Annotated in this window: 23 protein-coding genes and 1 pseudogene; 9 read left to right on the top strand and 15 right to left on the bottom strand. The window is 64.0% G+C overall.

Going from position 1 to position 23,907, the window contains the following annotated elements:
* Window positions 1-22 precede the first annotated feature (22 nt).
* A complete protein-coding gene (locus ACY0PA_RS28195; RefSeq protein ID WP_473080382.1) occupies window positions 23-562 on the top strand; it encodes a GNAT family N-acetyltransferase in 540 nt (179 codons plus the stop codon).
* Here the strand turns inward: ACY0PA_RS28195 and ACY0PA_RS28190 are convergent.
* The 3 genes from ACY0PA_RS28190 to ACY0PA_RS28180 form a co-directional block, all read right to left on the bottom strand.
* On the bottom strand, window positions 546-722 hold the full coding sequence (locus ACY0PA_RS28190) for a hypothetical protein (RefSeq protein ID WP_473080381.1): 177 nt from the start codon (window positions 720-722) through the stop codon (window positions 546-548). The two genes, ACY0PA_RS28195 and ACY0PA_RS28190, sit on opposite strands and share 17 nt — an antisense overlap.
* A gap of 159 nt (window positions 723-881) precedes the next feature.
* Entirely contained in the window at window positions 882-1,991 is a 1,110-nt protein-coding gene (locus ACY0PA_RS28185; protein WP_473080380.1) for a hypothetical protein, read from the bottom strand.
* Window positions 1,988-2,245, bottom strand: coding sequence for a DUF6284 family protein (locus tag ACY0PA_RS28180; protein ID WP_473080379.1), 258 nt, complete (start codon window positions 2,243-2,245; stop codon window positions 1,988-1,990). The genes ACY0PA_RS28185 and ACY0PA_RS28180 overlap by 4 nt, the downstream gene beginning before the upstream one ends.
* Before the next feature lie 513 nt (window positions 2,246-2,758).
* Between ACY0PA_RS28180 and ACY0PA_RS28175 the strand changes: the two genes are divergently transcribed.
* The gene (locus ACY0PA_RS28175) at window positions 2,759-3,526 is read left to right on the top strand and encodes a helix-turn-helix domain-containing protein (RefSeq protein WP_473086458.1); all 768 of its coding nucleotides are present in this window, start codon (window positions 2,759-2,761) and stop codon (window positions 3,524-3,526) included.
* Entirely contained in the window at window positions 3,526-3,999 is a 474-nt protein-coding gene (locus ACY0PA_RS28170) for an NUDIX hydrolase (protein ID WP_473080378.1), read from the top strand. The genes ACY0PA_RS28175 and ACY0PA_RS28170 overlap by 1 nt, the downstream gene beginning before the upstream one ends.
* Here the strand turns inward: ACY0PA_RS28170 and ACY0PA_RS28165 are convergent.
* The gene (locus tag ACY0PA_RS28165; protein WP_473080377.1) at window positions 3,996-4,556 is read right to left on the bottom strand and encodes an HD domain-containing protein; all 561 of its coding nucleotides are present in this window, start codon (window positions 4,554-4,556) and stop codon (window positions 3,996-3,998) included. The two genes, ACY0PA_RS28170 and ACY0PA_RS28165, sit on opposite strands and share 4 nt — an antisense overlap.
* An 11-nt stretch (window positions 4,557-4,567) precedes the next feature.
* Complete coding sequence (locus tag ACY0PA_RS28160) at window positions 4,568-5,011, bottom strand: GntR family transcriptional regulator (protein ID WP_473086457.1); 444 nt, start codon at window positions 5,009-5,011, stop codon at window positions 4,568-4,570.
* A 454-nt stretch (window positions 5,012-5,465) separates the two neighbouring features.
* Between ACY0PA_RS28160 and ACY0PA_RS28155 the strand changes: the two genes are divergently transcribed.
* Entirely contained in the window at window positions 5,466-6,515 is a 1,050-nt protein-coding gene (locus ACY0PA_RS28155) for an AlbA family DNA-binding domain-containing protein (protein ID WP_473080376.1), read from the top strand.
* A gap of 309 nt (window positions 6,516-6,824) precedes the next feature.
* Window positions 6,825-7,415 (top strand): hypothetical protein, encoded by a 591-nt coding sequence (locus ACY0PA_RS28150; protein WP_473080375.1) that lies wholly within the window; start codon window positions 6,825-6,827, stop codon window positions 7,413-7,415.
* A gap of 385 nt (window positions 7,416-7,800) precedes the next feature.
* Here the strand turns inward: ACY0PA_RS28150 and ACY0PA_RS28145 are convergent, their stop codons facing one another.
* Together ACY0PA_RS28145 and ACY0PA_RS28140 are read right to left on the bottom strand one after the other, a co-directional pair.
* Complete coding sequence (locus ACY0PA_RS28145; protein WP_473080374.1) at window positions 7,801-8,202, bottom strand: hypothetical protein; 402 nt, start codon at window positions 8,200-8,202, stop codon at window positions 7,801-7,803.
* A 224-nt stretch (window positions 8,203-8,426) separates the two neighbouring features.
* On the bottom strand, window positions 8,427-11,639 hold the full coding sequence (locus ACY0PA_RS28140) for a tetratricopeptide repeat protein (protein WP_473080373.1): 3,213 nt from the start codon (window positions 11,637-11,639) through the stop codon (window positions 8,427-8,429).
* Between the two features lie 1,223 nt (window positions 11,640-12,862).
* Here ACY0PA_RS28140 and ACY0PA_RS28135 point away from each other — a divergent pair.
* Window positions 12,863-13,852: a PIN domain-containing protein gene (locus tag ACY0PA_RS28135; protein WP_473080372.1), complete on the top strand. Its 990-nt coding sequence runs from the start codon at window positions 12,863-12,865 to the stop codon at window positions 13,850-13,852.
* A 15-nt stretch (window positions 13,853-13,867) separates the two neighbouring features.
* Here the strand turns inward: ACY0PA_RS28135 and ACY0PA_RS28130 are convergent, their stop codons facing one another.
* From ACY0PA_RS28130 to ACY0PA_RS28120, 3 genes are all read right to left on the bottom strand, one after another.
* Entirely contained in the window at window positions 13,868-14,461 is a 594-nt protein-coding gene (locus ACY0PA_RS28130; protein ID WP_473080371.1) for a hypothetical protein, read from the bottom strand.
* 660 nt (window positions 14,462-15,121) lie between these two features.
* Complete coding sequence (locus ACY0PA_RS28125; RefSeq protein ID WP_473080370.1) at window positions 15,122-16,870, bottom strand: AAA family ATPase; 1,749 nt, start codon at window positions 16,868-16,870, stop codon at window positions 15,122-15,124.
* Window positions 16,871-17,502: 632 nt separating this feature from the next.
* Window positions 17,503-17,703, bottom strand: a complete 201-nt coding sequence (locus tag ACY0PA_RS28120; protein ID WP_473080369.1) for a GntR family transcriptional regulator — start codon at window positions 17,701-17,703, stop codon at window positions 17,503-17,505.
* A gap of 230 nt (window positions 17,704-17,933) precedes the next feature.
* Here ACY0PA_RS28120 and ACY0PA_RS28115 point away from each other — a divergent pair, with 230 nt between their 5' ends.
* Window positions 17,934-18,716 carry an AfsR/SARP family transcriptional regulator gene (locus ACY0PA_RS28115; RefSeq protein ID WP_473080368.1) on the top strand — a complete coding sequence of 261 codons (783 nt, stop codon included), beginning with the start codon at window positions 17,934-17,936 and terminating at the stop codon, window positions 18,714-18,716.
* 236 nt (window positions 18,717-18,952) lie between these two features.
* Here the strand turns inward: ACY0PA_RS28115 and ACY0PA_RS28110 are convergent, their stop codons facing one another.
* A complete protein-coding gene (locus ACY0PA_RS28110; protein ID WP_473080367.1) occupies window positions 18,953-19,801 on the bottom strand; it encodes a hypothetical protein in 849 nt (282 codons plus the stop codon).
* A complete protein-coding gene (locus tag ACY0PA_RS28105; protein WP_473080366.1) occupies window positions 19,798-20,394 on the bottom strand; it encodes a hypothetical protein in 597 nt (198 codons plus the stop codon). The genes ACY0PA_RS28110 and ACY0PA_RS28105 overlap by 4 nt, the downstream gene beginning before the upstream one ends.
* Window positions 20,395-20,830: 436 nt before the next feature.
* Here ACY0PA_RS28105 and ACY0PA_RS28100 point away from each other — a divergent pair.
* Window positions 20,831-21,214 (top strand): annotated as a pseudogene (locus tag ACY0PA_RS28100) (helix-turn-helix domain-containing protein); the annotation flags it as partial.
* A gap of 49 nt (window positions 21,215-21,263) precedes the next feature.
* Here the strand turns inward: ACY0PA_RS28100 and ACY0PA_RS28095 are convergent.
* The gene (locus ACY0PA_RS28095) at window positions 21,264-21,899 is read right to left on the bottom strand and encodes an ISAs1 family transposase (RefSeq protein ID WP_473080365.1); all 636 of its coding nucleotides are present in this window, start codon (window positions 21,897-21,899) and stop codon (window positions 21,264-21,266) included.
* On the bottom strand, window positions 21,887-22,333 hold the full coding sequence (locus tag ACY0PA_RS28090; RefSeq protein ID WP_473080364.1) for a transposase family protein: 447 nt from the start codon (window positions 22,331-22,333) through the stop codon (window positions 21,887-21,889). Before ACY0PA_RS28090 ends, ACY0PA_RS28095 begins: the two co-directional genes overlap by 13 nt.
* A 594-nt stretch (window positions 22,334-22,927) precedes the next feature.
* Between ACY0PA_RS28090 and ACY0PA_RS28085 the strand changes: the two genes are divergently transcribed.
* Window positions 22,928-23,383 carry an IS630 family transposase gene (locus ACY0PA_RS28085; RefSeq protein WP_473080363.1) on the top strand — a complete coding sequence of 152 codons (456 nt, stop codon included), beginning with the start codon at window positions 22,928-22,930 and terminating at the stop codon, window positions 23,381-23,383.
* 21 nt (window positions 23,384-23,404) lie between these two features.
* On the opposite strand, the gene ACY0PA_RS28080 is transcribed toward ACY0PA_RS28085, so the two are convergent.
* Window positions 23,405-23,881, bottom strand: a complete 477-nt coding sequence (locus tag ACY0PA_RS28080; RefSeq protein ID WP_473080362.1) for a hypothetical protein — start codon at window positions 23,879-23,881, stop codon at window positions 23,405-23,407.
* Window positions 23,882-23,907: the final 26 nt, after the last annotated feature.

The following is a 23,907-nucleotide window of genomic DNA, read 5'->3' as shown; positions in this document are numbered from 1 at the left end:
GCCTGCTGATTGGGTGGCTGGCATGATTGATCTTGGATCCGTCGTCTGGCCCCCTGCCCCGATCAAGACCGAGAGGCTCGTGCTCCGTGAGCCCGAGGCCCGTGACCGTCCGGCGTTCATCGAGCTGCTGGCGTCGCCAGAGGTGCACACCTACCTCGGCGGCCCCCGCCCTCGTGACGAGCTTGAGCGTGAGATACCCGAGGTGCCCGAGCGGTGGCCTGGGAGTTTCGTCGTTGATCTCGACGGGTCGATGATCGGCCAGATCCTGCTCAGGAGAGCGCCGGAGCATGGTCGCCCGGCTGCCGCGGGGAAGGTCGATCTCGGCTATCTGTTTCTGCCGCGGGCGTGGGGATTCGGGTATGCCGCCGAGGCGTGCGCGGCGGCACTCGGCTGGTTCGACGGTGTCCTTCCCGGCGAGCCGGTGGTGCTCCACACTCAGAGCGCCAACGTCGGCTCGATGCGCCTCGCGGCGAAGCTGGGGTTCACCGAGGTCGAGCGGTTCGAGGCCTGGGACGCCGAGCAGTGGCTCGGCCTGCGGGCCCCGGTCACGTCCTCCGATTGAGCTCGTGCTCGACGGCATCGCTCTGTGCGGCAGCCCGCCGTTGGAGCATCTGGACGTCGGCCAGGCCCCGGCCCTCCGCCTCGACCGAGCCGTGTGTGTCTCCGTCTTCTTGCTGCCCGGTCAGCAGCGTCAGACGGCGGCGACTTCCTGAATCCTGCATGGCATCGCAAGTTACTGGCCGTACTCGCAGAATCTGCCAGTTACTGCGGACAACTCGCACGTACGGATGAAGCTCAGCAAAGGGGCTCCCACCTCCCCACTTGCACTCTTCTCGGTAGGCACAGCACGAAGGAACCCGCGTGAACTCCAATTGGCAGGGTCACGACGTGCTTTCGGCGGCCATGAGCGTGGTCCACGCTTCACGCACCCGGTCCTCAGCGCCCTTGAAGCCCTGCCCGCGGAACTCCGTCGCGGCCTGCCGATACGACAGCGGCGGGTTCTGCGCGTGCCGCAGGAACCGCAGCACCACGACAAGCTGACCAGGCGAGAGCGTGGCCCCCGGCTCGGGGACCGTCACACCCGCGACCAATGCCACGTCCGCGAGCGTCACGGCCGGGAGACGGACCTCCTCATCCCGCGCCCGCTCCCCGTCCTCGGCGGACGGTTCGGCGTCCGGCGTCACGGCAGCGTCACGCCCGTCGTCACACCCACTCGGCACGTCGACAGACAGGGCATTGACCTGCGTGTCTTCCCCGTCCCGGGCGGTGTTCGAGGGGGGCAGGGCAGGTGCAGTCGCGGGGGCGGATTCGAGGGGTGTGACGGTCGGCGTGACGGGTGTGCCGAACATGGCGGCCAGCGCGGCATCCGCGCCCTCGGTCACGCGCTCGCGCTGCACGTCCACCAGCCGGGCCCCGAGCGTGACGTCACCGACGCCGACCTTCTCCGCGAGCTTCCACGACTCGCGCTCCGACTCCGCCTGGACCTTGGCGTCCGGGTGGTTGGCGGCACGGGCCCGGTGATAGGCGAGGGCCTGAACAAGCTGAGCCGTCTTGCGTTCGGCTTCAGGGTCGCGGCCATCGCGGTGGACGACGATGCGGCGGGCCAGGAACGCGGCGCCCTCGGCGGACACGGACATGCCCATCGGGGTCAGCGCGTAGATAACCATGCGGCCCGCATCCGGGGCGGCCATCGCGGACATCGCCGATGCGGCCGCCGGCAGCGCCCACAGTCCGGCGCGCACCGGCCACGGGGACGCCTGGCCCAGCATCGTCAGACCGAGCAGAACCAGCGCGAGGACCGCGGTGGCGCCCTCACCGGCCGCTACCGCACCGGCCGCGGTGCCCTTGCCGTACATGTGGCTGATGTTGGAGAACGTGCCGATCGCACCGAACCCTCCGGTGGCCAGCATCGGTGCGAACGCCGCGGTCAGCACAAACGCCTGGCCACGGGTCAGCTTGCGCGGCGACATCGCCACGGGAGTGCCGGTCATGCGGCTTCCCCCGCCCCGAGACGGTTGGCGACCGTGCGGCGTGCGGCCAACACCTTGTTCGCGGCCCGACGCAGACGACGCCGGCCCAGCTCCGACGCCGACCGGTCCAACAGGCTGATCTGGACGTCCAGCAAGTCCATCTCCGCATTGATCAGCGGACTTTCCAGCTCAATGGCGTGAAGGTCCCGCCAGGACGGTTCCGCGTCGGGCAGGCCATCGGTAACGAGCTCCTGAACAGCAACGATGAACTTCATGGGTCGTGTCTCCCTAGCAGTAGGCAACGGCCCGAACAGCGGCCCCGGTGCTCGAACACCGGGGCCGCACGCCGTTGAAGTCGGTGAATCCGGCTCCCCTCAGCGCCGCTCGAATGACACGAGCGGCGGAGGCAACCGGCCGCCGCTGACATGCGGCGGCGACGTTGAGAAACGCGCGGACCTGAGCCGCGCTGGCCGCCTTTACGTAGGAGGCGGCAACCTCGTAACCCTGTTCAGTTCTCAAGCAACGAACGCTTCCTTCGAGGGAGCCCACTCACGCGGGATCTCTCCGGGCGCCTCATGCGGTACATGTATTACGTGTTCCTCATCTTGCAGAGAGGAGTTCGCCCCGTCAAGCCCTTCGGCTCTTTGGCCCCGCGAGCCCCTCGTGCTCGATGTACCTAAAGATTGGCGCCAGTGACGCCGACGCTCGACTTCGCAGCTGTACGACTCGGGTCGTTCTTGGCTAGCGTGAAGTCGTACCAAGTCGTCCCAGCTAGGCGGAGGTTGGACGTGGCCAACGAGCGACTGCGCGGCGCGATAGTGGACTTGGGCCTCACGCTCGATGAGGTCGGGGAACGCCTCGGGGTCGCACCCAAGACCGTCGAACGGTGGATCAACGAGCCCGAGCGCAAGCCATACCGCCGCTTCCAGCACGCAGCTGCATCGCTGTTGAGGTGCGAGGTCTCCTACCTCTGGCCCGACGAACGCACATCAGCCGAGGTCACAGCTGCCGGCAACGCGGAGTTGGTCCGGCTCTATCCGCATCGGTCCGTCGTGATGCAAACCCTCTGGACGAGCCTCTACTCCAAAGCGGCCCGTCAGTTTGACCTCTTGGTGTACTCAGGGTTCTGGCTCACGGAGGACGCGACGTTCCACCGCATCGTGAAGGAGAAGTCAGCCGACGGCGTGCCCATCCGCTTCATGCTGGGAGAGCCGACGTCCCACGCCGTCGCCGTACGTGGCGAAGATGAAGGCATCGGTGCCACGATGGCGGGCAAGATCCGGAACGCCCTGGTCAACTACGGCCCCCTCTTCGGCCTCCCTGGGGTGGAGTTCCGACTGCACGGCACGACCCTCTACAACTCCATCTACCAAGCCGATGACGAGATGCTGGCGAACGGACATCTCTACGGCGTCGGCGCCTACATGGCGCCCGTCCTACATCTACGCCGGGTGCCTGGGGGCGAACTCTTCGACGCCTACGCTGAGAGCGTTGAGAAGGTCTGGGAATCTGCCCGCCCGATCTCTTCGCCCGCCGATTGGGAAGGCACGCGCTGATGAGCCGGATCGACTACTTTCGCGACCCGAAGGCCCCTAAGGCCAACTCCGTCGTCCCCTCCGTGACCGTCGTCGTCCGAGACGACGCGGGGCGGTTGCTGCTCATCCACAAGACGGACAACGATCTGTGGGCTTTGCCAGGCGGGGGCCACGACATTGGCGAGCGAATCGCGGAGACCGCCGTCCGGGAAGTCCGGGAAGAGACAGGTATGGACGTAGAGGTGGACGACATCGTCGGCCTCTACACCGACCCTGAGCACGTGCTGGCGTACGACGACGGAGAGGTCCGGCAACAGTTCTCCATCTGCTTCCGGGCCCACCCGGTCGGGGGCTCCCTACGCACGAGCAGCGAGTCGAAAGAGGTCCGCTGGGTCGCCCCAACGGACCTTGACGCGCTGGACATTCATCCCTCGATGATGCTGCGCATTCGGCACGGTCTGGACGCCTCGCGGCGTGAGCCCTACCTCGGCTAGCCGCCGGCCTCGACCTTCGCCAGCCGATCCTCGACGCGAGTCGACGCCGCCTGGATCTCAGGCGCCGCGCGTTGGATGAACCGGCCCACGATCGTGTCCGGTCCGTACCGCTGCACGATCTCGTCCAGCCGATCGGTCGGCGTGGTCGGCGTCCCGTCCGGTGTCGTCGTCATGTCGCAGTAGAGCAGGGCATCAACCAGCTCGGAGCGCTCCAGCTCGAACTCGGTCTCCAGGTCCCTCCTCAGTCCGCGCTCCTCTGCTTCCAGCAACGCGCATGAGTGGTGAGCTACCAGGCAAACGACCCGATCGTCCGCACTCTCCTGTTCCCGGAGGAAGCGTGCTCCGTCCAGCGGATGAAAGCCAGTCGCAGCAATGGCCGGCGAGTACCCGATGTCATGCAGCACCGCAGCCGCTTCCAACAGCTCTGCATCGCCACCAAGGATCGGGCTCAAGGAGCGAGCGCGCTTGGCGACACCGAGCGAGTGCGCCCATCGGCGCGGCAGCGATTCGGACAGCAGCGATTCGGAGAGCGAGTACGCCCACTCGGTCAGTCCCATGGTGACCAAGGCTACGGCCGGACACTGGTGGACGGGAGGGTGCGAACCGTGCGCCCTTTGCCGTGGACGGTGTCGAGCAAGCCGCTTCCCTCCATTTGGGCAAGAGCACGACGTACAGCTGTCCGGGAGACCCCGAAGCGCTCGCAGAGCTTCGCCTCTGACGGGTACGTGTCGCCCAGAGCCAAAGCGTCCTCCGTAATGACGTCCGTCATTCGCTCGACCAGGGTCCGCCGGTCGCCGCGGGCAACACGCCAGCCGATCCCGGGCGCCGATTCCAGTACGCCCTCCGCTTCGAGAACCTTGAGGGCTCGACGGATCGTGTTCCGCGAGACGCCGTGTGAGCGCATGAGGTCGGCCTCCGACGGCAGAGCGTCAACGGTCTCGCCCTCCGCGATGCCCTTCCGCAGCGCCTCGGAGATGACCAGGTAAGTTCCGCGCGGACTGGCCTCCGACACTTCATCTCCTTTCGCGTCGCCATAGCTGACTACCAGGGTCCCACGATGCCTTTGGAATGCCGCACCGTAGGTCAAGCTCAGGACCTCCTCACCTAGATCGGGCTCGTGAACGCCCTCGATGGCGCCAGCCCCACGTGCGGAGCCACGGCAGCAAGCGTCTGGCAAGGCCCGCGCACGGCGCCCCGGCTGGCCGCGCCCGGCGACGCGCTACGTGCTGGGGCGAAGAAGAGGAACCCGCGTCAGTCGGCAAGGGGCAAGACCCAACGCCTCCGGCGGGGGATCGGCCAGCACCGAGATGGACGGGGCGCCGTCCCCGACCGCGGGTTCACAGGGGTGCGGGATGGGAGCTGTGAGGTGCGTGATGGCTCGAGCTGAGTGTCGGGCCAGGAACTTACATGCCCCGGGCATCGTAAATGAGCAACAGCTATCGCTCCGCTGTGCAACCATGCCCGCTATGCCTCTTATCGGGAGTGTCGACTGCGAAAATCGAAAGCACCACGAAGAGTGGGAACTGACCCTGAGTTCCGGCGGCGTACTAAAGTGCAGGTTCTCCTTCGGGGATGTCGAGATTTCATGGAACCGCGGGGAGAGTCCCGACGTCCCCGCATACCAACTAACCCAGGAAGCTTCCGTTTTACTCGAGAAAAAGACGATCCTAAGTAACTGGGAAGACAGCGAAACGCCGCCCGAAGTTGCCGTCTACTCTAAGGGGTCAAATACGGACGTATACATGATGGTCGCCTTTCATCAAGCCGCAGAGAAAGATGCGCTAGCCCACGCTGCCGAGCATCTTCGCCGAAACGGCCTAATCATGGTTAAGGCGGATACGAATATTGATGGAACTGGGACATGTGAGCTCACGTGCAGGCCAATTGAGGGAGCAACGGCTCAAATGTCCGAGCTGCTTGATATCGCAACATATATACATCGAAGCACGTTGAGAGTCCCTGAATTGCAACCGGCCTCAGCTGCGTCTGCGCTAGCTACCCTGCAGGAAGGAGACGTGTGGAAGTTCATTGGCCTCAAAGAGAATGAATGGCTAGAAGTCAAGTCCCAACTGCCAGACATCAGCAAGGCGTCCGGAAAGTTCACGCTCGCGAAGGATATTACTCAATTCGCTAACTCGCGAGTCGGCGGAGTGCTGATTTACGGGTTCTACACCAAGAACTCTGGGCAGGGTGACACGATTCGCAAAGTGTCACCAATCTCGTTTTCTCGCCGAACAGAGGAAGCGATGCAAGCAATTCTCCAAAGTCACACCCACCCTCCCATTGCGGGTCTACTTATCTGCGCTACTCCTATTGATTCTGGTCATGTCGTATGTGTCTACGTTCCACCCCAGAGTGACTCAGCAAAGCCTTTCATCGTTGAAGGGTCGGGACTCTCTGAACTGGGAAAGGGTAATGTTTTTTCGATACCGGTCAGAAGTGGTGACCGAGTTACTCAAATCACGGGCAAGGCTCTTCATGTGCTGCTCGCTGGAAAAATACCGCTGTCGGGCTGAGGTCGATTCCACGCCATCGTGGCCGTACGCGTGGCGCGCGATCGGAGCTGTGGGGTGAGTGTCCAACTGCGGGACAACGGCGACGCACAGTTGCGATCAACTGTGGACGTCAGCAGACCATCAGCGCGGGTGATGAGCGCATCGGCCCGAGGTGGCGAGCATCCCAAGCTTCTTGGGGACGAAGCAGTCGCTCGGCCGAGGCACGCTCTGACGGTGGGGTACCAGGTCGACCGAAACCACCCACCCCGAGGACCTGCGGCGCTGGCATGCTGGCAGGTCCGAGTGTCGGACCGCAGCCCCGGGGGCAACGTGATCGTGAACCGGCGTGTCAGCAGCAGCGAACAGCCTGACGAGTACGACGAGTTGGAACACCACCTCACCCACAATCTCAATACCCCGCTCGACTGGCCGGAGGACGGCCTCACTGTCAGCCACGTCGCCAGGATCGCCGCTGCTACAACCTGCGACACCGCGTACAACCAGGCCGCCAACGGTCACCTGATCGACCTGTTCGCGGCGCTCCCGTTGCCGGGAGCCACAGAAGGGAAAAGGTTCTGGGAGCGCATCCGCGACGCCGGAGGCAATGCAGCCTGGACCATCGACCCTGCGAACATGGGCGGCCCTTTCTTCGATCGCATCCATGACGGCAACGAGGGGGGCATCGCTGGCCACGTCTTGGACTTCTTGGAGGAGCTGACGCCATCGCAGCGCACAGCCGTGGCAGAGGTCATCGGCTCGGCACTCGACAACGGCACTATCGGCGTCAGCGGCCGATACGGGGGCGAGCTGTGGCTAAGGGACGCAGAAATGAGCGCTTGGCGCGTCAGACTGGCCGGCCGTCGGCAGTTCGAAACGCCACAGGACCGCGAGCGATTCTTCGAAGCGTGGCGCCGCGCCTGACCACCAGCGCAAGGTCGAGGGCCTACTCAAGTTCCTTCCGAGCCAAGGGGGCATGCGGAGCGCCAGCGTAGGCGTCAAATTGCGGTCTCATCCGCGCCTCAATCCAGGGCCGTCTGCAGGCGTCCGCTCTGGTGCGATGGCACCTCTGAGCTGCAGTGGAAGCCATAAAGCGGACCACCGCGGACGCCCCCGGACCAAGGTCCGACAACTCCTAGTGCGGTGTTCACGCACGAGCGCCCTCCCGGGCCGTGGAAGGGCGCTCAATGATGTCCAACGTCGACACCGCGACAGTTCAGTAGCAGGTGGCAGCTTCGATTCGGTTCGCTGCCACGGGCTGGTGACCCGAGGCGGTGGGACCGGCGCCGAGTTCGGGATGGGGGTGGGGTCACGGACGGATCGTTGTGTTGTCTCCGGTGACGGCCGTGCCGATTGTCTGTGCGGCGATAGACCGTTCACCGGACGCGGTGATCGTCACCGCACCGGCCGGGGGAAGTTGGGCGGCCAGTTCGGCAAGCAGCTGCGGATTCTCCCTTAGCGTCCGCTTGATCTGCTGACGCAGCGCGGCTGCAGCATCGGTGTCCTCCGGCTCCTCGGCAGCCTCGCGCACCGCCGCCTCCAGCTCGGGACGTTCGGCCGGGCTCCGGCGTCGCCAGACCGCGTGCAAGATGCTGCGCCCTGCGTTCGCCGTGGCTCCCACCGCAGCGTCCTCAGCTCGGGCCAGCACCCCCGCGCCATAGGCACCCAGGGCCGCACTTAGATACGGCCCTGCCTGCTCCAGAAACTGCACGATCTCCGCTCCCACAACCCACCCCTGAAATCCCGTTGTTGACTGACGCAGGGCATCAGACTAAGCCGCTCAGCCAGCGCGCACGCGGCAACTATGCATTCGCGGACCGTCGACCGGCTTCACTCCACGCGAGCCAAGCGAACACCTTCCCGCCCTGGCGCCGCCTGGCTACGCTCCCGACTGGCAGATCGCTGACCAGGGAAACGGGGAGCTTCAATGGAGTGCTAACGGTCAGACCTCGAAGTGGCGTTCTCGGCTGCGTCGATCCTTGCGCGGATCTGTGCGACGAGCGGGTTCTCCGGGCCCAGGGTGGGCTCGATCCGGCCAAGGGCTACGCGATAGACGGCGATCGCTTTTTGGTGTGCGCCGGCTTCCTGGTGGGTGTCCGCCAGGGTGAGTTGGGCGCTCAGGACATTCGGGTGGTCGCCGAGGGTCTGCTGCCAGTGAGTGAGGTTGGCTTCGTACAGCGGCACAGCCAAGTCGGGTCGGTCGTTGGCCCGGTAGATCTCAGCCAGGTACTGCCGTTGCTTGACTGTGTCCGGGTGGGTGACGCCGAGTTCCTTCTCGGCGAGCGCAACGCTGTGTTCCAGCAGTTCGGTCGCCCGGGTGAGGCCGCCGGACCCGCCGAGGGCGCGGGCCAGCATGGCGGTGCAGTGAAGTGTTTGCGGGTGGACGCGGCCGAGTTCGGCCTCCAGCTGGGCGCGGACGTCTTCCAGGACGGCGACTGCCTCTGCCGCATTGTCGGACTCCATGTGAGCGACGGCCAGGTTTATCCGGCTGGTGACCGTGTGCGGGTGTGTGTCGCCGAAGATGAGGCTGGCGTTGCACACAGCGGCTTCGAGGAGCTGGACGGCGCGCGGAGCGTCGCCAACTGTGAGGTGTGCGAGGGCCAGGTTGCTCCGACACACCATGGTGTGCGGGTGGTCCTCGCCGAGCGAACGGACGCACCGCTCCAGCGTTGACTCAGAGAGAGGCACGGCCCGTGCCGGATTGTCCGTCTGGCGTAGTGCGTCGGCCAGGCCGATGTAGTTGGACAGGGTGTCCGGGTGGGACTCGCCGAAGACCTGCTCGCACTGGGCGACGACGGTTTCGAACAGCGGAACGGCGCGATCAGGGTCGCCCGTCGCGAGGTGCGCATTCGCGAGGCCGCTTCGGGTGGCGATGGTATGGGGGTGGGTCTCGCCGAGCAGCGCGGCACGGTGCTTGAGGATGGTGTCGTACTGGGCGATCGCCCGTCCATCGTGGCCAGCGGCCTGGTATGCCCGCGCCAGCCCGTTCCTGGTGGTCAAGGTCTGGGGATGAGCGTCGCCGAGGAGGTGGGCGCTCTGCGCGGCCGCGGTCTCCAGCAATGGAAGCGAACGGGTGGAGTCTCCAGCGTCTCGGTAGGCGCAGCCGAGGTTCGCACGGACGACCATGGTCTCTGGGTGCGCCTCGCCGTACACCTCCTCGCATCGGGCCAGGGCCGTCTCGAGGTGTTGTGCTGCCAGGTCAGGGCGTCCGGCGGTCAGATAGGCAGAGGCAAGGTTGTTCCGGCTGGTGATGGTTTCGGGATCGCTGTCGCCGAGCGCCTGCTGCCGTTGTGCGAAGACGGCGGTGTACATCGGAATGGCGCGGGACAGGTCGCCTGAAGCGAGGTAGACCGCCGCTAGACCTTGCTGGCTGGACAGCGTGGCAGGGTGGGTTGGTCCTAGGAGTCGCTGGTACTGCGTCAGTGTGGCCTCATGCAGAGAGACAGCACGATCCAAGTCGCCGGATGCATGGTAGGCGCGGGCCAGTTCCTCGCAGCTGACGAGAGTGTCGGGGTGATCGTTGCCGAGTGTGTGCCTACGCCGGGACAACGTCTCCTCGTGAAGTGTGATGGCACGGGCCGGATCGCCGTAGTCACAGTACGAGTTGGCAAGGTTGAAGGCGACAGTCAGCGTCCCCGGGTGCGAGTCGCCGAGTACCTGCGCGCACTGGGCGACCAACGGTTCGAGGATGGCGATGGACCGTTCGAAGTCCCTAGCTCCGTGGTAGGCGTGGCCCAGGTTCGAACGGACCTTCATGGTGAGTTCGTGCTCGGCGCCAGCGAGCGCTTCGCAGCGGGCGAGGGCCGCCGTGAGCAGCGGAACGGCGCGGGCGTCATCACCGAGGCCCTGGAGATAGAGTGCAGCGCTCGCGTACCGTCCGGCGGGAAAGGTGTCAGCGTGCCCGTCAGGAGTGGTGGCAGCGAGCGCGACGAGGTGCGGGAGCAGCCGATCCCAGGCGGGGGACCGGCCAGAGTCGGGCGGTTCTCCCAGGGGGCCGACCGCAGCGCTCAGCAGCCGTTCGGCCTCTAGCCTGCCGGTTGGCGCGCTGTCACCGATGGGCGGCTGGTTCCGGAGCGTGGTCTGGACGAGGCGGTGGATGCTCACCGAGTCCTGAGTGAGGGAGACCATGCAGTAGACAGCAAGCACCCCAAGGGCTTCGTGAAGGTCGTCGCTATCGTCGGTGATAGGGGTCAGCAGTCCAACTGGGATGTCGTCGGGGGCCAGCCACGCCAGTGTGGACAGGACGCGGACTGCCAGGGGGTTGCGCTCCGTGAGAGTGCTAATCGTCTGGCGCCAGATCCGGGCGACGGTGCGCTCTGGGTCTACACCTTCGGGAGCCTTGTCCAACGCGCCTATCAGCCTTCGGCGGTAACGTTCGATGCTGATCGTCGGGTTCTGCGCGAGGTAGGCGCCAGCCTGCATCAGGGCGATGGGAAGCTGCCCCAGGTCGGCTGAGAGGGCCCGGGTCTCCTGCATCTGACGGTGGGTCGGCGAAGTCGCGCCGAGCACCTGGCTACAGAGGAGTTCACTCGCTGCAGCCAGGTCGAGTACGTCGAGGGCCAGCGTTGCGACGGAGGTCGGCCAGCTAGCTGACCGTCGGCTCGTGGCGATGACGTGGCCGTTAGACGTGCTGACGTAGGGCTGCAGATCGGCCGGAACCTCAACGTTGTCGAAGATCAGCAGCCATCCCGGATGCCACTGCAGCCACAACATCGCCCAGGCGGCGCGCTCTTCGGTAGAAGCGCTGCCGGCCCACACGGGGATCAGCCGCCGAGCGAGGTCGGCGAGCGATTGCTCGATGTGGTCGGGTGATGCGGCGGCAATCCACCACATCACGGTGTAGTCGCGTCGGTGTCTGTGGGCATACGCAAGCGCGAGGGTGCTCTTGCCGACGCCGCCGAGGCCTTGGACGACGGCAGTCCCGGCGGCCCGCTGCTCAAGCGTGCTGCGCAGCCAGCCCAGCTCGCTTGTGCGGCCGCGACACAAAGGGAGCGGCGGCAGGTTGGTGAGTCCGGCAGGTGCCTGGACATCGCGCGCTGAGTTCAGCAACTCGGCCGTCAGAACGGTGACCGGGCCGGTGATCGCTGTCCCGATGTGGTGGGCGGCGACGGATCCGGTCCCTATCGCCTCGAAAGTGAAGTCCGTCACCGCAGGACCCGCCGACTCTCGTGGCCAACGGTGACCGTCGACTTTCCTCTGCCCGACGGCCTACTGCGTGCCCCCATCTCAGTCCCCTCTGCAGGCCGGCTGGACGTCTCGCTCTCCAGCACGGAGCGTACGCGTTCCCCATGTCGGGTCAGTATCGGCTGAGCGGCGGCGAGAGTTGCCTGGAGTCGGGGACTTCGTCGCTGACACGATCGCCGATGATGAGGCCGGGCACGCTCCCTGGAGGAGCCAGCGGTCTCAAGATTCCTCAGTCTCAGTTGTGGTCTCAGTTGACGGGGAATCTGGGGTGGTTCACCTTCGTCCATGGTCGTCCGACATCAACACTGACCAGGTGTTTCGTTCTCGTGGTGGATGCCTGTGGAAGCCGGTGGACCAAGATCGGACAACTCGTGATGCGCCCGGTCTCCACAGGGACCACCAGCGACAGCGCATCCAGCAGGTGTCGAACTGTGCTCAAGGCTCACACCCCGGGGAGTGAGCGGGGAGTGGATCAAGAAAGCCATGCCGCACGACGCCTACGCGCACCAAGTCACACCAAGGCTCTGACCTGCATGTATATGTAACGCCCCCGGTCAGCCATCTCTCCGCACGTTATTCGGGACGAAGAGGTCGTGAGTTCAAATCCCGCCACCCTGGCAGCTGAAACACCAGGCGAGGTGGGGGCTTACCCGATTCGGTAGACGCCTCACTGGTTACCGCGTGCGTGTCTATCTGCCTGGCTGCTGCTCCGGGTCCCGCTTGGGGAGTCTCCTGAACGCCCTCGATGGCACTGGCCCCACGTGCCGGAGCCACGACAGCAAGCATCTGACACCAACGCGATAGAACTTTCTCTACTTCATCAAGGCGTCTCGCCCCCGGCCGGCGCCCACCGCGCGCACAGCAATCAGCGGCCTGATGACAGAGAAGGGGCACGTCGTGGTGGGGCAGTCGGCTCCGGGGCTTTACGGAGCCACTTTGGCGCGAGCCTCGCAGATCATGGCCCCAACGTCGTGCCTTACCGGGCAGGTCCACAGACTGGCCGACGCGCTGCAAGCTTACGGGGGGCCAGATCCCTCGCGCCAAAGCAGCGCCACCCCAAAGCCGTTTCGCCGATCTCAGTTTACGTGTCCAACTGCTACCAGCTACCACGCGCCAAGGACACAAGATCCGTTGCGATCTTACCAAAATCCACCACCGAAGCTCCAGGGTCTCCGTACCATCCCCCTATGCTGCGTCTGCTCATTGACACGTCGGTTTGGCTGAACATCGCGAAACGCCGGGACGGCCAACAGATCATCGTCCCCCTGAGGGTTCTATTCTTCCAAAAGAAGCTGGACATCCTGATTCCTTCCGTAATTTCGGAAGAATTTGAACGAAATCGACCTCGCGCAGAGGCGGCTGCGTCGAGCAGTGTGCGCGAGCGTTTCAGGCTTCTGCGTCAGGATCTACAGGATTACGGGGATGATGCAGCTCAGCAGTGGATCGCGGAGATGGCTCATCAGATACCGCACGTCAGCACGCGTTCTCTCCAAAACTTTTCAGAGATCTCCGATTTGCTGCAATCCGGAACAGTATTGCTGCCGGGTGATTCCGAATACGCGGCAACCGTAAAGCGGGGCCTGGGAAGGGAGGCGCCACTACACCTAGAGAGCAAGAATAGCATCGCAGACGCGTTGATTATTGAACAATACGCGTCTGCCGTTAGGGGCGGCAGCTCGCAGGATAATTACGTTTTCGCAACCTCAAACTACACCGACTTCTCCGCCCCCAAAGGCGACCGCCGACAGCCACATCCAGACATTGCAGAAATCTTCAACGGCGAGAACTCTCACTACGTGTACGACGTCAACGGGCTCATCGCAATCCTGGGTGAAAAGCTAGGGAGTGACTACCTCGATGAGGCAGAGGAAGTTGATTTCATTCAAAATGCGTCTGCGACTAGATCCCTGTCTGACATCCTTGCCGCCGAACAGGAGTACTTCGACAAGATTTGGTATGGGCGAAGCCTAATGAGGGATACCGAAGATGGGCAGATAGATCCAGAACTATCAGAATCACTGAGGCAGACAATTGCCTCAGCGAGAGAGCGCATCGAGGCTAAATACGGAGAAGATGAGCTCCGCCCTGTAAGTGATTGGGAATGGGGTTTCATGCACGGGAAGCTTTCGGCTCTGCGCTGGGCACTTGGCGAAGAATGGGATTTTCTCGACACCTGATGTGCGTGGCCTCCCCTAGCGCAAGCCCAGCGGCCCACCTGATCCTGCTACTTGCTCATTGGGAATCCCAATTAGTTTCGCTGCTACCCTTTCGGAACGCAGTGCATCGACTGCAGCCAGGATCAGACACGCAGAACCCAGCACGACACTTGCCCAGTAAAACACTTGAGCCGCTACCCCATGGCGCGTCAAATTATACGCGATCTCGCCGGCCGCAATATAGGTGGCACAAATGAGGAGCAAGAACGTCCCTTGAATTGGAATAAGCCCTAGATATCTACGACGATGCAGGAGCTTGTTGTACTCGAGCTTGACTTCGTCCGGCAGCTTCTCATTGAGCCCAGACTGTAGCTTTTCTAGGTACACTCCTAGGGCCAATGCGTCCGCGTAGAAGTGCGTCATAGTCGCCAAAGCAATACACAGCATTGGTGGGGCCGCGAGGAAAATTGGACCTACGCCACCGGTTTTGGCAATGCCCGCGACCGCAGTTACGACCACGAGTGCGAGAGCTCCAATTTGGCCAAGGCTCGTGTACTTTGCTTGAATCATCGCAGCCACTTGCTTCGTTTCCTCAACCACAACTGTCTGCTGCTCAGTAGTCAGATCCATGCGGAAAGGCTTGCATAGCGGAGCAGCTATGCCCGGTATTGATAGTCTGCGCCCAAGCTGTCGGGCTCATCGGTATATCCACTTAACCATCATCCTAAGACTGCCCCACATCGCCTGACGCAGGCTGGGCCGTCGCACGCATCCGTGCAGACGTGCCGGGTGCGTGCCAGAACCTACGGCGAATCACGGGGGAATGGCGGTCGGCACACCAGGAATCCGCCAAGCGCCATCGTTCAGCACGGTCTGCGCTAGAGCACCAAAGCTGAGGGTTCCCCGCCGTCGCCATCCGCCAGCCGTCGCGTGTTGCGCGAAGCAGTAGCCGGAAAGCGTGGCTGAGGCCGGTGGGGTGCAGCGAGGCACATGCGTGCGTGATTCGTCGACTGACCCTCCGCCGTGGCTGACTGTCGTCGGCTGAGGCACAGACGACCCGGCACTGCCCGTCAGGTATCAGCCCATCGTTCAGTCGATTTTGCCGAATTTCCAGAGAGCGGCAAGGCGACTCCGAGAATGATGCCGCCCGTGAGCTTCCTGTAGAACTGCCGCTCCCCACCGCGCTTCTGCGGCCTGCGCCGCTGCGTCTGCCTGCCTCGGCACGTGCCGGCGCTCGTACCACGCACAGCAGAAATCAGCTGTCTCACGTTAGAGAAAGGATAACTAAGGCTACGACACAGACTCGATGCTCACAGCTGAGCAGCGACATGCGAACCGCTTGCTTCCTGCCCGGGCAACCCACTGTTTGCAAGACTCGCAGTGAACCGCTTCGTACAGTTCTAGGACCGCGTATCCGAAAGCCTCAGCCTCAGCCCATGTGATCCCTTCGGCCCACTCATTATAGTGCGCTCCGGCAGCATTCCGAAGATGAGCCCAGGTATCCACTTTCACCAAAAGTTCGGCGCTTGAAGTGCGTTTGAGCTCCTTCATAATTCCAGGCCACATGTCGGCCAACGTATAGGCGTCCCCACGTTTACGTTTGACGCTGATGGGGATTGTCCAGCTGAGGCGATCACAGATCTGCTCAAGAAGTCGCCCCGCAATACCACAAACCACAAATGGGTCCGACGACTCTAATGCTGACCACAACGAGTCCGCAGGGTCTAAACCACCAGCCGACGATAGATTGGGGCCATCGCCGAAGTTCCAATTCTTGATTTCGATCTCAACAAGAGGATGACCGGTGCGCTGGAAGATATCTCGAAGTTGAGTTCGCCATAGTCGATCGTGGACAGTTACGAGCAACTGCCACTCCTTAAACTCTCGCACCACCAATTCCATCAAGGCGACCCTGATATTCGCATCAACGCTCTGTAGCACATCGTCGAGAATTAGCACCCTTGCCTGGCCCTGCTGGCCAGCGGCCCGCGCTACAGCAAGAAAGTACAGAAGGGCTATCAGGTCTTGATACCCCTCACTGAATACCTTCTGTGGCGTCGTAGCAACTCGCCCTTCTAGCGTCACGCCGATTTCTAGCGAAACATCGCTAAGTTCGCCAAAAACTGGCTCTACCCGCCGAACGTGAGGGGCTCCCGTCACTGCCAGAAAGGCAGAGGTCAACCAGTCACCAACCCCACTCAGCAGAGATTGCATAGCCAGCAATCGTTCCGTAGTGGCACTACTCGGCAGCCGGAGTCGTTTGGCCCGTTGATTCAACTCATAGACCTGCCGCTTACGCCTATCAACTTCTTGGACTTTCTCTTGGACAGCCCGAGGCAGAGAGACCTTAATTCTGTCTACCACAGGGATCCCTTTGTAGACGTCTACAGCGATCATCTCCGCGATGTCATTCGCATCTCGTGGCGGCGGCTCAACTCCAATCAGCTTGGCCAGATCGGTAGCGGCTTCTCTCATCAAACGCTTAGCTTCATGCCGCTCATCGATTACCGCCTGCTGATCCGTTGTCAGCGACGGAACTGTCGAAATATCTTCCCCTAGAGCGTGATCGATGAAAATGGAGCCGCGTTTAATGGCGGGCGTATCGAGAAAGCGCAGAATGTCAGCCCGCTTCAGGCTCATCGGAATTCGAGCGAAATCCCTTAGGATCTTACCTCCGAATACCTGCGTACCGTCCTGGTTGAACGTGGCCCAACGTCGAACGGAACTTCCATTAGACAGCTCAACCTCAACTGCGCATTTAGCTCCACCTGCCGCCAGATTGGCAAGAGAAGGGGCAGCATTACCCTTTACCGACTTGTTCCGACCTACCGCGTTCTGGCACGCCCACTCAACAGCATCGACTATGGAAGATTTACCCGATCCGTTATCGCCAAAAATAAGCGCAGAACTCGACCTTCCATTGGCGTGCAGAAAGGAGACCTCGATTCGCCCCGGTACCCCTCTAAAGCTTTCCGCTGTCACTTTCGAGACGCGAAGTTGAGAAACTTCGTTGGCGCACTTTGCATTGGTGCTTGCCACTTCTCCCCCAGTGCTCACCCTCAAGGAAACAACCCCTAACTGAATGTATAACTCGACGTTGCTGTGCGCTACATCCTTGGCGAAGTCAGAACTGCCAAACCGTCAGAGGCGGGCACCGCATGACTCGTGCCATCAGCCCTATGGCGGTCGTGCGCCAGCCCGAGACGCCAACGCCCCGGGGCTGGCGCACGACCGCACCACATCGAGCGAGGAACCGATGCGGGAGCCGTAGCGCCCGTCAAGACCTGAGTGCGTCGTCGTGCTCTCGTCACCCTCCGAGTGAGTGGCGAGTGAGTTCCCCTCGTTGTGGATCACGCAGCGCGATCAGTGCAGGTCAAGGGGGAACTTCCCGCCCGCTTAGTCGTGCCCTCCGGAGCCGTGTGCGCAGGTTCGAATCCTGCCGGGGGCACCTTGTATGAGGTGCCCAAAGACCCCGCCATCAGCGCATTCGCTGAAGACGGGGTCTTCGTGTATCTACGGACGTGTGTGTCGAGGAATGGCGAAGGCTCCCGGACAGGTCCAGGGGCCTGGGGTAGCGATGCGCGGTCGGGTCAGTCGTACTCGATCGGTTGGCGACGCTCCGCGTCGATGCCCCAGCCGTATTGACCAATTCCTCCGAGGCGATGGGGAGTTCAGGAAGGAGAGCTGACGAACCGGCCAACCCCGTGTCGCGCCTCGACGTGGCCGGCGGCCTCCAGCTCACACACGGCGCGACGAACCGTGCCACGCGATACCCCGTACTTCTCGACAAGGGCCGCCTCGCTCTGAGGATCACCGGCTCGCGGCAGGGGATGCCATTCAGTGACGGCCCGGTCGTGTCGCGCAGCCTTCACCGGTTCCACCTCGTCAGACGCCGTCCCGGCATGCGCGCGGCGCCCGCCCGGAGTGAGCTACCCACAACCAGAGGCGCTCAATAGCACAATTTGGACGATTAGACAACCCTCAGCGGGCAGAGCACCATGGATCTGTCGGGAGGTGAAGATCGCGAATCCTTGGGCAGCAATGGTGGTGCCACTGGTCGGCAGGCGACCGGGTGGGCCGATCCCTAAGCGATCACACGGCCATGAGCTCAGATGATCTCGCTTTCTCTTATCTGATCGTGAAGAGCCGACCGTCCGTACACATAGCCCTTCTCGGTGGTTTCGACCTCGTGGTCGGCGACGTCCCGGTGACAGTCCCGCTCGGCTCGAAGCGACTTCTGGCGTCAATCGCGCTCAACTACCGCGCCTCTGTCCCTCGGACCTTGATCGCCGGAAGTCTTTGGCCCGAAGCATCCGAGCAGAGGGCGAACACGAACCTTCGGGCCGCGTTGTCACGCCTGCACGACCTCGGCCGGCAAGCACTGGACGTCTCTCCCAGCGAGGTGCGTCTCGCGCGGGAGGTCACCGTCGACCTGTACCACGCCCGGTCGTTGGCCGAACGCATACTCGACCCCCGCGTCCCGGCCGAGGACCTCGGCCTCAACGCGGCGACCGTCGACCAGCTCTCCGCCGATCTGCTGCCCGGCTGGTACGACGAGTGGGCCTTGCTCGAGGCGGAGCATTGGCGCCAGCTTCGGCTCCATGCCCTCGAGAAACTGGCGGGAGAACTCATCGACGCTGAGCAGTTCGCCGGGGCGGTGACAGCCGCTCATACAGCCGCCCAGGCAGATCCACTGCGGGAGAGCAGCCAGGTCTCGCTGATCCGCGCCTACCTGGCAGAAGGCAACCTGGTCGAGGCGCTGGACCACTTCGAACGCTACTCGCAGCGTCTGCGCAACGAGTTGGGACTCCGCCCCACACGGCAGCTGCGCCAGCTCGTGGCCGAACTACAGCAGTCACACCCCGGTGGCGGATACTTGCAGTAGTGACCTCGAGGGGTACGGCCGGATCACATGTCTTGGTCTCCTGCGGCGGGTGATGCTCGTCCGTGGATCCCTCGTGCCGGGCGACCTCGACGATCTCCGGGTCGCGAACCCATGATGTCCGCGACGTGCTCGGTGGTGAACGTCTGCGAACCCGCCACTGTTGCCCGTGGCGGGTTCGCGTTGTCGAAGGGGGCCGGCACATGTGTGGTGTGTTCAGCCCGCAGCCGGGGTCACTACTACCCGATCGCCTGGTTGCCCTGGTTCGTGTCGCCGGTGCCTCCGACCGCCTGGTTACCCTGGTTCACCGCGCCGGTGCCTCCGACAGCCTGGTTACCCTGGTTCGTGCCGCCAGTGCCTCCGATGGCCTGGTTGCCCTGGTTCACCGCGCCGGTGCCGCCGACCGCCTGGTTACCCTGGTTCACCGCGCCGGTGCCGCCGATGGCCTGGTTACCCTGGTTCACCGCGCCGGTGCCGCCGATGGCCTGGTTACCCTGGTTCACCGCGCCGGTGCCTCCGATGGCCTGGTTGCCCTGGTTCACCGCGCCGGTGCCGCCGACCGCCTGGTTACCCTGGTTCACCGCGCCGGTGCCGCCGATGGCCTGGTTACCCTGGTTCACCGCGCCGGTGCCGCCGATGGCCTGGTTACCCTGGTTCACCGCGCCGGTGCCTCCGATGGCCTGGTTACCCTGGTTCACCGCGCCGGTGCCGCCGATGGCCTGGTTACCCTGGTTCACCGCGCCGGTGCCGCCGATGGCCTGGTTACCCTGGTTCACCGCGCCGGTGCCGCCGATGGCCTGGTTACCCTGGTTCACCGCGCCGGTGCCGCCGATGGCCTGGTTACCCTGGTTCACCGCGCCGGTGCCGCCGATGGCCTGGTTACCCTGGTTCACCGCGCCGGTGCCGCCGATGGCCTGGTTGCCCTGATTCACCGCGCCGGTGCCGCCGACCGCCTGGTTACCCTGGTTCACCCTGCCGGTGCGGCCGACCGCCTGGTTACCCTGGTTCACCCTGCCGGTGCGGCCGACCGCCTGGTTACCCTGGTTGGTGCAGCCAGTGCCCCCGATCGCCTGGTTACCCTGGTTCACCGGGCCGGTGCCGACGGCCTGGTTACCCTGGTTGGTGCAGCCAGTGCCCCGATCGCCTGGTTACCCTGGTTCACCGCGCCGGTGCCCCCGACCGCCTGGTTACCCTGGTTCACCGCGCCGGTGCCCCCGACCGCCTGGTTACCCTGGTTCACCGCGCCGGTGCCCCCGACCGCCTGGTTACCCTGGTTCACCGCGCCGGTGCCCCCGACCGCCTGGTTACCCTGGTTCACCGCGCCGGTGCCCCCGACCGCCTGGTTACCCTGGTTCACCGCGCCGGTGCCCCCGACCGCCTGGTTACCCTGGTTCACCGCGCCGGTGCCCCCGACCGCCTGGTTACCCTGGTTCACCGCGCCGGTGCCCCCGACCGCCTGGTTACCCTGGTTCACCGCGCCGGTGCCCCCGACCGCCTGGTTACCCTGGTTCACGCCCGAGGGGCAGACGCAGATATTCGGTGCGGCAGTCGAGGCCTTTGCCTTTGGTACCTCCTGAGGTACTGCTGTGGCGGTCGCCGCGCCCGCCCCGAGGGCAAGCGTCGCGGCCACACCGGACGCGGCTATCAGGCGAGGCATGCGACGTCGGATGCTTGTCACCATGATGGCTTCCTTACATGTGAAAGCGGGTTTGCGCTTACCTGTCCCAGACATCGTGGGGCGCCGGGCATCACCGTCGCGTGACGCCGGCGTGACATCGCTGGTGGCCTGCGCCGACGAGCATCTGCTGCAACCGGCTCTCATGGTTTAGCCCCACCGCGTCGCCTCACATCAGCGCCATACTTGCGCTCGATGCCACGTGCCCCCCGGGAGGCAGGGCCGAGGCCCATTCGTCAGATCCCACCCCGAAACCGACGGAACCCGCCACGAGACCGTGACGGGTTCGGGTTGACGAAGCCGATCGGCAGGGTTGTCGGCGTATTCAGCTGCCCGGCACAGTCTGCTTCTGCTGCAGATTCGACTGCTGGATGGCCGCCGCGAACTAGTGTCTCGTGATTCCGTCAGCGTTACTTGATCTTGTGTGGCAGGGTCTCCTGGTATGGAGTTCTCCGTGGAACAGGCCGCCGAGTTACGGGAGTTGGTGAACAGCAGGGATGTGCCTGCGGACATAGCCATGCGGGGTCGGATCGTGCTGTGGTCGGGCGAGGGGCGTCGGCGGAAGGACATTGCCGAGCTGCTCGGGGTGTCGCTGCCGACGGTGGACCGCTGGAAGACCCGCTATGCCGAACGCGGCCTGGCCGGGCTGGAAGGGGAGCGTCCCGGCGGTGCACGAGAGCAGGTGCCGGCCCGGGTGCGGTCCCGAGTGATCGCGCTGACGCGTATGACGCCGCCGGACGGCACGGGGCTTTCGCACTGGTCCACACGGGAGTTGGCGAAATATCTGAAGCGGGCCGAGGGCATCACCGTGTCCTGGCACTACATCGCACGTGTCTGGCGGGAAGAACATCTGAAACCGCACCGGTTGGGCACCTTCAAAATCTCCAAAGATCCCGTGTTCGCGGAGGAGGGAGAACCCCAAGCGGACAAAACCGCGAGGGGCCGAGTACCGATGCGGGGCACGGGGGCGGACCCAGGGGCCTGCCGATCAAGACGCTCAGGCTGGTGATCAGGTAGACACGCTCGATGGTCAGCTTCCCGGTGCTCAAGTCGCGTCGCCACCGTACGACTTGGATCGCCTGGCGGGCGCCGGGGTAGTCGAGGTGGCTGAACGCGGCGACCTTGAGCCGGCGGATCTCGTCGCGGTGGTGGGCGTGGTCGCGAGTGCGGTGCCCGAGCGGGATGTCCCGCCAGGGCAGCTTCCCGACCTGGGCGTACAGGCCCGGATGGTTCTTCTTCACGACGGCCACGTAGTGCGCGCCGCGACTGGTCAGATAGGCCCCGTGGCCGTGCTGGGTGTGCAGGGCGTCGGCGGTCACCACCGTGTTCTCCAGCCCGAGACCGTCCAGCAACGGTGCGAAGGAGGGGATCTCGTCGCTCTTGGAGGCGACCTGCCGCTGGGCCAGGACCACGCCGTGGTGGTCCATCGCCGCCAGCAGCTGGATCGCCGCGGCCGTTGCGGTTCGCGATCCGCGGACCACCTTGCCGTCGACCGCGATCACCCGTCGCACCGGCGCCTTCTGCGTCTCAGACTCGACCGGGGTAGCGGGGGCAGCGTTCTGGCCTGCAGATATGCGCTGATCGCCGCGTCCAGCGCGTCACCGTCCACGCGCTGCAGCAGGCGGCGCACGGTTGCGGCGTGCGGCACCGGCCGCAGACCGGTAAGCGGGTCGATGGCGAAGCCGAGGACACCCAGCACATGCTGTGGGGCATCCGTGATCCACTCACCGATCGCGATGAGCGACCGCGCCCCGGTCAGCACCGCCGAGACGGCTGCGCACAGCAACGCGAGGGCCGGATAGCGCAGTCCTCGCGCATCGCGGGGATCGGTGACCAGGATCAGGAAACATCGCAGGTCAACGACATCGCTTGGGGTGAGCGGATCGGTCAGGGAGCCCAGTTGCTCCAGTGCGGAAGGGATGGGCGATGATGTTCGGGCAGGCACGGTCTCGCTCGGTTCTCATGGGTCTCGACACCCACATGATCACCAGCACCGTGCCTGCTCTACTCTGCGGGGTTCCTTGCCACACAGCGGACATGACGGCACGTCACCCCGCGAGACCGGCGAACCCGGACCAACCCTCATCACGCAATGCCCCTGGGGGCGGACCGTCCCGTAGTAGCGGCGAAGTCCGGTAATGCGGATGGAGCGAAGGGGACGGATCGTCCGGGTCTGCTTGGTGGCCAACCGGAGTGCCCGGGATGAACCAGACGAGCGGATCGAAGTCGTTCGAGATCTCGAAACACCTGGTGTTCGAGGCGTATTTGAGGGTCAAGGCCAACAAGGGTGCGGCGGGCGTCGATGGCGAGTCGATCGAGCAGTTCGATGTAGACCTGAAGGGCAACCTCTACAAACTGTGGAATCGCATGTCGTCGGGCTGCTATTTTCCGCCGCCGGTCAAGATGGTGGAGATCGACAAGCCGGGAGGACGCGGAATCAGGGTCCTCGGCGTGCCCACGGTTGCGGACAGAATCGCGCAAACGGTGGTGGCCATGGTGCTGGAGCCACTGGTGGAGCCTGTGTTCCACCCGGACTCCTATGGCTGTCGGCCCCGCCGTGACCACCGGCGAAGTGCTCGGCGAGTGCAGGCCGACCCGGAACGGCAAGGATTTCCTGGCCTTCTTGAAGAAGGCGGTGAAACCGCACGCCGGGAAGGACATCCATGTCGTCCTGGACAACCTCTCGACGCACACCACTCCGGAGGTCAAGGAGTGGCTGGCCAAGAACCCTCACGTCCACTTCCACTTCACTCCCGTCGGCTCCTCGTGGCTGAATCAGATCGAGATCTGGTTCGGAATCCTGACCCGGCAGTCCATCCGCCGGGGCACGTTCTCCAGCGTCAACGTCCTGATCAAGCAGATCCGCGACTACATCAACTCCTGGAACACGACGGCGAAACCGTTCACATGGACCGCGACCTCCGGCGAGGTCCTCGCGAAGGTCAGACTCGTCGCGACCAACGTGAAGAAACTCGTCAATAACAACTCGAACTGACATGAACAGGATCACGAGACACTAGATCGTGGGCCCGTTCGCCTGGTTGTTCTGATTGATGCCGCCAGGGGCGCCGTTCGCCTGGTTGTTCAGATTGACACCACCAGACGCGTCGATTGCCTGGTTGTTCTGATAGACACCGCCAGAGGCGTCGATTGTCTGGTTGACACCGCCGGTGGTCCCGACCAGCTGGCGCGGCACTTCCAAGTGCCCGTCCAGCAGGCTGACGGTGCGGAGGATGTGCCCCGTCTGCGCGTTCTCCTGCCACGCGGTCGTCCGGCTTACACCCTTCGACGCCTTCTTCTCCCGCGCATCTCTCTTCTTTTCCGCCGATTGCTGCGCTTGCGGGGTGACGTCGCCCAACAAACCGGCGACGAATGGCTGAGTTCCTCCGTAGCCGGAGTCGCTGTAGTTGGCGGCATAGGCGCTTCCCGAGCAGAGAGCGACCAGACCACCGACCGCTGCAGCGGCGATCATGACCTTCTGGAGCGTGCGCATGAAATCTTGCCCTCCGTGCGTCTGCA

It is taken from the genome of Streptomyces sp. DS1-CR2, from assembly GCF_055760475.1.
The sequence above is the reverse complement of the archived record's forward strand: the minus strand, read 5'-3'. Positions and strand labels throughout refer to the sequence as shown.

Bases quoted from the DNA above. Each gene is read 5' to 3' on its own strand.
- ACY0PA_RS28080 (WP_473080362.1), bottom strand. From the start codon at position 23,881: ATGCGCACGCTCCAGAAGGTCATGATCGCCGCTGCAGCGGTCGGTGGT.
- ACY0PA_RS28130 (WP_473080371.1), bottom strand. From the start codon at position 14,461: ATGGATCTGACTACTGAGCAGCAGACAGTTGTGGTTGAGGAAACGAAG.
- ACY0PA_RS28135 (WP_473080372.1), top strand. From the start codon at position 12,863: ATGCTGCGTCTGCTCATTGACACGTCGGTTTGGCTGAACATCGCGAAA.
- ACY0PA_RS28190 (WP_473080381.1), bottom strand. From the start codon at position 722: ATGCAGGATTCAGGAAGTCGCCGCCGTCTGACGCTGCTGACCGGGCAG.
- ACY0PA_RS28085 (WP_473080363.1), top strand. From the start codon at position 22,928: ATGGCTGTCGGCCCCGCCGTGACCACCGGCGAAGTGCTCGGCGAGTGC.
- ACY0PA_RS28195 (WP_473080382.1), top strand. From the start codon at position 23: ATGATTGATCTTGGATCCGTCGTCTGGCCCCCTGCCCCGATCAAGACC.
- ACY0PA_RS28165 (WP_473080377.1), bottom strand. From the start codon at position 4,556: ATGGGACTGACCGAGTGGGCGTACTCGCTCTCCGAATCGCTGCTGTCC.
- ACY0PA_RS28105 (WP_473080366.1), bottom strand. From the start codon at position 20,394: ATGGTGACAAGCATCCGACGTCGCATGCCTCGCCTGATAGCCGCGTCC.
- ACY0PA_RS28185 (WP_473080380.1), bottom strand. From the start codon at position 1,991: ATGACCGGCACTCCCGTGGCGATGTCGCCGCGCAAGCTGACCCGTGGC.
- ACY0PA_RS28170 (WP_473080378.1), top strand. From the start codon at position 3,526: ATGAGCCGGATCGACTACTTTCGCGACCCGAAGGCCCCTAAGGCCAAC.
- ACY0PA_RS28180 (WP_473080379.1), bottom strand. From the start codon at position 2,245: ATGAAGTTCATCGTTGCTGTTCAGGAGCTCGTTACCGATGGCCTGCCC.
- ACY0PA_RS28115 (WP_473080368.1), top strand. From the start codon at position 17,934: ATGAGCTCAGATGATCTCGCTTTCTCTTATCTGATCGTGAAGAGCCGA.
- ACY0PA_RS28155 (WP_473080376.1), top strand. From the start codon at position 5,466: ATGCCTCTTATCGGGAGTGTCGACTGCGAAAATCGAAAGCACCACGAA.